Source organism: Okeania sp. SIO2F4 (assembly GCF_010672385.1).
Taxonomy (GTDB): domain Bacteria; phylum Cyanobacteriota; class Cyanobacteriia; order Cyanobacteriales; family Microcoleaceae; genus Trichodesmium.
The window spans coordinates 1-7,834 of the sequence record NZ_JAAHGT010000429.1 but is presented as its reverse complement, the minus strand read 5'-3'; the positions used below and the strand labels follow the sequence as shown (position 1 = coordinate 7,834).

The window sequence follows — 7,834 nt, the reverse complement described above, 5'->3', positions numbered from 1 at the left end:
GAGGAAGGCATCAGACTATTGCTAGCATCATTCTGCACCCGATGAAACGTCAACCCCATTCAGCGACCACAGTTCTGCTGTGGCGTGGTGAGGAATCCCCGTCTTTGTAAGACGGGGAGGATGTCAATCCTACCTCCATAAACCCTAGGTAATCGGTGTTGAATCTAAGCGACGAATAGCTACTACTGAAGGTTTCGGAGAATCGTTAACTTTTTTAGTTGGCCAGTTAGAACCCATGGGTACTGTACGATTTTGCATAAAATCTAAACCATCTATTGTTTTCATGGCCAACTGACGAGTTTCTGAAGCCATATTTTGACGAATGCCACTTTTTTCTCCTGGATGTTGAATTGCTACAAATAAAGTTTTCCCATCTTTGGTAAAGAACGGCCCACAAGTTTCAGTTTCTGTTGGTGCAATGCCAAATAAGTATGCTTCTCCAGCATTAGGACCGGAGGTGGGAATATACCAGATTGAATTATTACCAAATAAACCACAAAGACTTGGCTGGTTCATTGGTTTGCCATCCTTACCCATTCGATTCTCAGCTACTGCTTTATTATGTTTGCTGGTACTCATATCTGTTACCATCCACAGATTACCCTTGTCATCAAACTCTAGGTTGTCAGGATTAGAAAATCCTAGTCCACCATCTGTGGGTTCTCCTCCTGTGGCAAACATTTGCCAACGAAATGTCATAGCATTTGGTTGATTATCATCTTCAACTAAACGCATAATCCAGCCATATTCATAAGCTTCACCATCTGGACCTTTAAATATACGTTTGTCTGGACTACCATCAGATTTACTGGGATATCCAGAAGTAAAGGCAATAAATAAACTGCCATCTTTGGCGACTTGAGTATCTTCGGGACGGGCTGCACAAGTAACGCCAGCAGCATTGGCAGCTAAATGAGCATCTATGAGAATTGCTCCTTGTTTTGCTTCGGGGTCTCCTTCGTATAAGTCTCCCAAAGTTTTATATTTTTGTTTAAAAGCTTCTATTTCCCCATCTTTTGTGGCTTTGAAGCTACCACCTTCTGGTCTTTGGGGCAAATTAATCATACCATTAACATGGACACTTGGTAAACCTGGATTAACGGGGGTATCTTCTTTTAAAGGAATCCAACTACCCGTACCATCAGAATTAAATTTCGCACCATATAACATTCCATTTGTCAATAGTTGGGAGTTAGATTTGTCTGTGGGGTCTTTGACAATATCTTTACTGACAAATTTATATAGATGACCGCTACGGCGATCGCATCCTGAATAAAAGGCTAAGGGTTGGTTTGCTTCTGCTCTAATACCGACTGCTTCGTGGCGATAACGACCTAACCAAGTATGTTTTGTACCATAGTCATCGGGATTACCTGGATCTACTTCTACCATCCAACCGTATTTATTACCTGCTAAACCAAATGCACTTCCGAGACCAAATACTCCTTTTTCACCGATAAATACCGAGTTTCCTTGAGTGGGGTTAACAGAAGTACCATCAGGATAAACTGGTTCAATGACATAAGCTTGAAAATTTTCTTCGGCACTAAAGACTGTTCCCCAAGGTGTAGTACCACCTGCACAATTACTAAAACTACCGATAATCTTATCGCCTAATTTATCGTCATAACCTTTACCTTTTTTGTTAAATACTGCTACTGCGGGTCCTGTTGATTTTAAATAGCGTCCGTCTTCTAATCCTGAAATTCCTGTTATTCGGCGGTCAAATTTTGAGTTTGTTCTCACCCATTTACCATCGGGTTCGCGACGAATGGAAATAACACCTATTCCCATATCGATCATTGCTTCTTTAGCAATTGTGATTATTTGTTCTTTTAGAGGATTTTTATCTAATAATTCTTGAGAATTAATACCCGATTTTCCTGATTCCTGAAATGCTGCTGCTATTTCTAAAAATGGCAAAGATTTACCAATAACTTTTTGATAAGTTGTCACCCAATTTAAGGGGCTAATATATTCAAAGTTTATAGTTAATAATCCTTCATTTTCTCCTATTTCAATATAGGAAAGATAGTCATTATTGTAGCCAAAACGGGAATCTCCTATTTTGTCACCCCAAGAACCAATAATATCGTAGGTAAAACCTTCTGGAATGATTAAATCATCTACTACTTCGTATGTAGTATAATCATCCATTTGGAATTCTTTATTAGTAGTTACCAAAGGCATTGGACCTTTAACTGGTTGGAAGTTAATATTATTGGTTGAACTGCCACTGATTGGATATTTTTCGGTAACTGGAGTTGAAGATTGTTGTTGACAAGAACTCAGGGCAATTGTTCCAGCACTTGCTCCAAGAAATAGAAGGAATTCTCGACGTTTAATGTTCATAGATAAAGAGATTAAGTTTGACTCTTTTTACTATAGCTTTAAGCAGGAGTCAGGAGTCAGAATGGCATTTTCACCTCGTCATTCCCACCCCCCTGACAATGACATTTTCACCTCGTCATTGCGACCGGCAGGGAAGCAATCTCTCTCGTCATTGCGACCCCCCGAAGCAATCTCTAGGAGCTTTGGGGATTGCTTCGGGGGGGGGTAAAATTAAAATCATAGACTTGTAGTTTTGTCAACCCCCTCGCTGCGGACATTTCCACCTCGTCATTGCAATCCCCCTGACAATGACATTTCCACCTCGTCATTGGGAGCGGCAGGGAAGCAATCTCTCTCGTCATTGCGACCCCCCCGAAGCAATCTCTAGGAGCTTTGGGGATTGCTTCGGGGGGGGTAAAATTAAAATCATAGACTTGTAGTTTTGTCAACCCCCTCGCTGCGGACATTTCCACCTCGTCATTGCAATCCCCCTGACAATGACATTTCCACCTCGTCATTGGGAGCGAAGGGAAGCAATCTCTAGTAGCTTTGGGGATTGCTTCGGTGGGTTTAATCTAATTCCATAGACTTGTAGTTTGATCAACCCCCTCGCTGCGGACATTTTCACCTCGTCATTGCAATCCCCCTGACAATGACATTTCCACCTCGTCATTGGGAGCGAAGGGAAGCAATCTCTGGGAGCTTTGGGGATTGCTTCGGGGGTTTTAATCTCTCTCCATAGACTTGTAGTTTTGTCAACCCCCTCGCTGCGGACATTTCCACCCCGTCATTGCGAGCGAAGCGAAGCAATCTCTAGTAACTTTGCGGAATGACAAGGGATTGTTTTAGATTTTATAATTATTAAATCCCCCATTTTTTCAGCCATACTTTATGACAAAAGAATATTATATTTACATAATGACTAATAAGCGTAACACTGTCCTTTATACAGGTGTAACCAACGATTTAATCAGGAGAGTTTATGAACACAAATCAAAATTAGTAGAAGGATTTACCAAAAAATATAATATTAATAAATTAGTTTATTTTGAAACGTATGAACATCCTTCCGAAGCGATCGCTCGTGAAAAACAGATTAAAGCTGGTTCTCGACAGAAAAAAATTAATTTAATTAATACTATAAATTTGGAGTGGAAAGATTTGTATCTAGAAATAGTTTGAAAAATAATTATGAGTGATTGTTTTTGAATTTTGTCATTGCGAGCGATAGCGAAGCAATCTCAAGCATTGGTATTGGGATTGCTTCGGGGGGCTAAAATAGCCACATAACGACTTGAGCGTGTTTCCCACCCTCCTCGCTGCGGACATTTCCACTTCGTCATTGCGAGCGACAGCGTTTGCGGAGTATGACCTTAGGCAAGCAATCTCTAGTATTGGTATTGGGATTGCTTCGGGGGGGTGAAAATTCTAACCAGAGACTTGAGCGTGTTTCCCACCCCCTCGCTGCGGACATTTCCACTTCGTCATTGCGAGCGACAGCGAAGCAATCTCTAGTATTGGTATTGCGATTGCTTCGGGGGGGTGAAAATGGCCACATAACGACTTGAGAGTGTTTCCCACCCCCCCTCGCTGCGGACATTTTTACCTCTTGCAAAAAAAGCACTAAACCTTCAGTAGTCCGCCGCGACTTACACTCGTGGAAGGAAGCAATCTCTGGGGTAAGGCGAGATTCCTTCCTATAGTCACTAAACCCACCTCTAGCACCCCACAGAATAATTGGGAAAACGATTCGCTTTAATAAATTCCATCCCTGTCTGTGCTATATGTGGAATTTCAATAGAGACGATTTTCTCTATGCAGGAATGGTAAGGGAATTTGACCGGGGGATACTTTCGTTTTGGGAACTTTACTCAATATCCATCTCAATATTCTTTTACCTGCCATGATATAGGAATTGTCATTGCGTTAGCGAAGCTTTGCGATAGCAAATGAAGCGTCAGCGTAATGAAGCAATTTCTAACTTTGAGATTGCTTCTCTCCACTTCGTTCCGCTCGCAATGACTAATGACAAATAATAACTTAAAATTTGGTGTATAACGCCGACAGAAACCTTGATATTATTTGTCGGCACATTCTTCTAAGGATGAACCTAATTCAAAAATGTATGTGAACATGAAAGCCGCCGGCGATTGCATCTAATTGGTCTTCTGCGAGTTGTACAAAATCCTGCTCAGGCTCGTGGTTTGCCGGAGTCGGTTTTTGGGGTTGGAGAGAGTTGGGCAGATTAGGTTTAGAGGTTTGGTGTGAGCGAATAGAATGGTTTTTGGTACGATTGTTCATTTTTTTTGTTGATTGAATTAGTTTGTATGATTGGTACGGTATGGTATTTGCCTGCGACAATGCGGGTTAAACCTGCACTGTCAATAATTCATTTCTTTCAAAACTAAGACGTTTTAGTTTTACCTGTCAGGACGCACTTGGCTGTGCGTTGGTTAATGACGTTGTGACAATGGATACGACTTCATGTCGATGACAGTGCCACCAGGTTCCACTGATTGCCTCCAAATGGATTTCTTTCAATAGCTGGAACTGGGGATGGGCGATCTCTTTTCTGGACAGAGGCGATCTCCTCCCCCTGTGTCGATAAAACTTATTATCTACTATTATGAAAAGCGCTGCTGGAAATCAAAGGTAGTCAGGGCGATCAAAAATGTATGTGAATACGAAAGCCACCGGCGATTGCATCTAATTGGTCTTCTGCGAGTTGTACAAAATCCTGCTCAGGCTCGTCGTTGGTCGGAGTCGGTTTTTGGGGTTGGAGGGAGTTGGGCAGATTAGGTTTAGAGGTTTGGTGTGGGCGAATAGAATGGTTTTTGGTACGATTGTTCATTTTTTTTGTTGATTGAATTAGTTTGTATGATTGGTACGGTATGGTATTTGCCTGCAACAACGCTGGTGAAACCTGCACTGTCAATAATTCAGTTCTTTCAAAACTAAGACGTTTCAGTTTTACTTGTCAGGACGCACCTGACTGTGCGTTGGTTAATGACATCGTGACAATGGAACAGAAAATATTAAAAATGTAGACAGACTGGCCCTAAACACAATCCACCACTTATCGCCTCCAGCTCACTGTCAGTCAAGAGTTCCATGTTGTTATCAGTCCCTTGTACGTCCCGTGCGTCCATTTGTGTTTGGGCAGATTTCGTTATTTTTTTATGAGTGTGGTTTGCTTGTTGGTTTGATACAGTATGTTTTCTTATCATAGTTTTTCGCAATGGTAAAGATCAAATGAAATGAATGAATGGAATAGGCTATAAATACCACGATATCCATTTCTGTTATTCTCTCTGCTTTTTCTCTGCTTGTCAATTGATGGAAATACGGTTATATGAGCATTTTGATATTTAACAATTTAATTCTTGCACTCTAGTTTCACACAAATTGTTAAAAATAACAGTTGACATTATATTGGTTACTTTAATCGCTGATTCTAGCCATTCTTCACTTTCATTTTGAACATTAATATACCAATTTTCTAACTTGTTATTAAATGATTCTTGAGCTGATTCTGCAACATATTTATGACGAAAATATTCTAGATATTTTTCTTGAAATTGTCTAAAACCATGAGTTACTAATTGTCGTATAAAACCTTCTTGCCAAGTTAATGGTAAAGCACCGTAAGATTTATCCCGTTCCCGATAGCTTTCGGGGAGAAAATCAATAGAAGATTTTCTGACAATAGTTTTACGCCAAAATAAATCTTGATGAAGTTCAGTAGGAATAGCAGCTAAATAACTAACTAAGCGGTGATCTAAGAAAGGAACTCGAACTTCGAGTCCATGACTAGCTGAAGTTCGATCTTCTCCGTGTAAGTTATGATTCTGCAAACTTCTTAAACGGAGTTGCATTTCAAGATGAAAAAAATTGTCTTTTTCATACTTATCCTTTTCTTCAATTCCTAAATTATCGAATAGATTTTTGCAGTCTTGTTGATATTCATTCCAAGAATCTACTAATTTACTTTCTTTATCCAGTAAATCAATTGTAAATTGTGAATAACCCCCTGCAAATTCATCAGCACCTTGTCCAAGTAATAATACTTTCAGTTCTGGTACTATGGCACGAACTTGTTTATAAATTTCGTGCTTAAACGACCACTCTATAATACTGCTAATATCAGGTCTAAAAGATTCTAACATCCAGATATAATATTCAAAATCTTTTAGGGAAAAGTTTAACCGTTCTAATAAATTAACTGGATCGATATCAACGATATGTAATGGTAATCCCAGATATTCGCTAAGTTCTCGTGCTGCTTTAGCATCACCATTTTGCTCTGTTAGTTCTGAAATTCCGAAAAAAAGATGCAATGATTTTTTCTGAGATGCGATCGCAGCTACCAATCCAGAATCTAATCCTCCACTCAACATAACACCTACTGGTACATCACTCATCAATCGCTTTTGCACGCTATCAACTAACAAGTTTTGATAATTTAAAATATGTTCTTGAGGAGTTTTTTGTAGATTTATAGTGCCAAAATAAGTGTTAAGATTCCAATAACAGTTTGGAGTAGTTTGCCGATATTTCCCCCATTTTAGCCAATGTCCTCCTAACAACTTTTTGATTGTACCAACACCAACATCTTCAGGGATTATATACTCTCCACTTTGATTTAAACGGTCTGCCATATTCCAATCTAACTGATTGGGAACTTGAGGATGACACAGCACAGACCACAAAGTTGAACCAAACACAAAAATATCATCTCCAATCCAGTAATAAAGTGGCTTAATACCAAATCTATCTCGTGCTAAAAATAATTCCTGTTGCTTACTATCCCAAACTGCTAGAGCAAACATTCCATTGACTTTTTCCAGAGCTTTTTCACCATACTCTTGATATAAAGGTAATATTATTTCACAATCAGATTGAGTCCTAAAATTATAAGGAATTGGAAGTTGAGACTTTAATTCTTGATAATTATATATTTCCCCATTAACAGCTACAAATGCTGTTCCATTATCATTCCAAATTGGCTGAGAACCTCCAGCTAAATCAACGATAGAAAGTCTGCGAAACACAATGGAAATAGCTCCAGATTGAATAATTTGCTCATCATCTGGTCCGCGTCGCTCTAGTTGTTTAGCCATGCGTTGCAAAATCTGTCGATTAGTATCTACATCTTCACTCTCTTTTTTAAAATTCACAAAACCAGCAAAACCACACATTTTTTTATTTTCCTAAGAGACTAGAATTATTAATATAACAACCTTCAATTTGGAGTGCGCGACTAACTACCCAAAAATCATACCCTACAATCTAGTACAATCTATGGGCGATCGCTACTCAGCACTAACAAAGTTGATGGTTGACAAATATTAAGAATAGGACTTACGCACCTGCAAGGTATTTTGGTCATTGCGACCGACACAGAAGCAATCTCAAATTGTCATTGCGAGCGACAGGGAAGCAATCTCTAGTATTGGGATTGGGATTGCTTGGGGGGGTGAAAATTCTCACCATAGACTTAAGA

The 7,834-nt window shown here is 39.5% G+C and carries 4 protein-coding genes; 2 read left to right on the top strand and 2 right to left on the bottom strand.

Going from position 1 to position 7,834, the window contains the following annotated elements; genetic code table 11:
• Positions 1-144 precede the first annotated feature (144 nt).
• Complete coding sequence (locus F6K22_RS23755; RefSeq protein WP_293103574.1) at positions 145-2,352, bottom strand: PhoX family protein; 2,208 nt, start codon at positions 2,350-2,352, stop codon at positions 145-147.
• A gap of 17 nt (positions 2,353-2,369) precedes the next feature.
• Here F6K22_RS23755 and F6K22_RS23750 point away from each other — a divergent pair, with 17 nt between their 5' ends.
• Positions 2,370-2,582 (top strand): hypothetical protein, encoded by a 213-nt coding sequence (locus F6K22_RS23750; protein ID WP_293103571.1) that lies wholly within the window; start codon positions 2,370-2,372, stop codon positions 2,580-2,582.
• Between the two features lie 640 nt (positions 2,583-3,222).
• The gene (locus F6K22_RS23745) at positions 3,223-3,513 is read left to right on the top strand and encodes a GIY-YIG nuclease family protein (RefSeq protein WP_293103568.1); all 291 of its coding nucleotides are present in this window, start codon (positions 3,223-3,225) and stop codon (positions 3,511-3,513) included.
• Between the two features lie 2,186 nt (positions 3,514-5,699).
• Here F6K22_RS23745 and asnB read toward each other — a convergent pair.
• Complete coding sequence (gene asnB / locus F6K22_RS23740; RefSeq protein ID WP_293103565.1) at positions 5,700-7,529, bottom strand: asparagine synthase (glutamine-hydrolyzing); 1,830 nt, start codon at positions 7,527-7,529, stop codon at positions 5,700-5,702.
• Positions 7,530-7,834 lie beyond the last annotated feature (305 nt).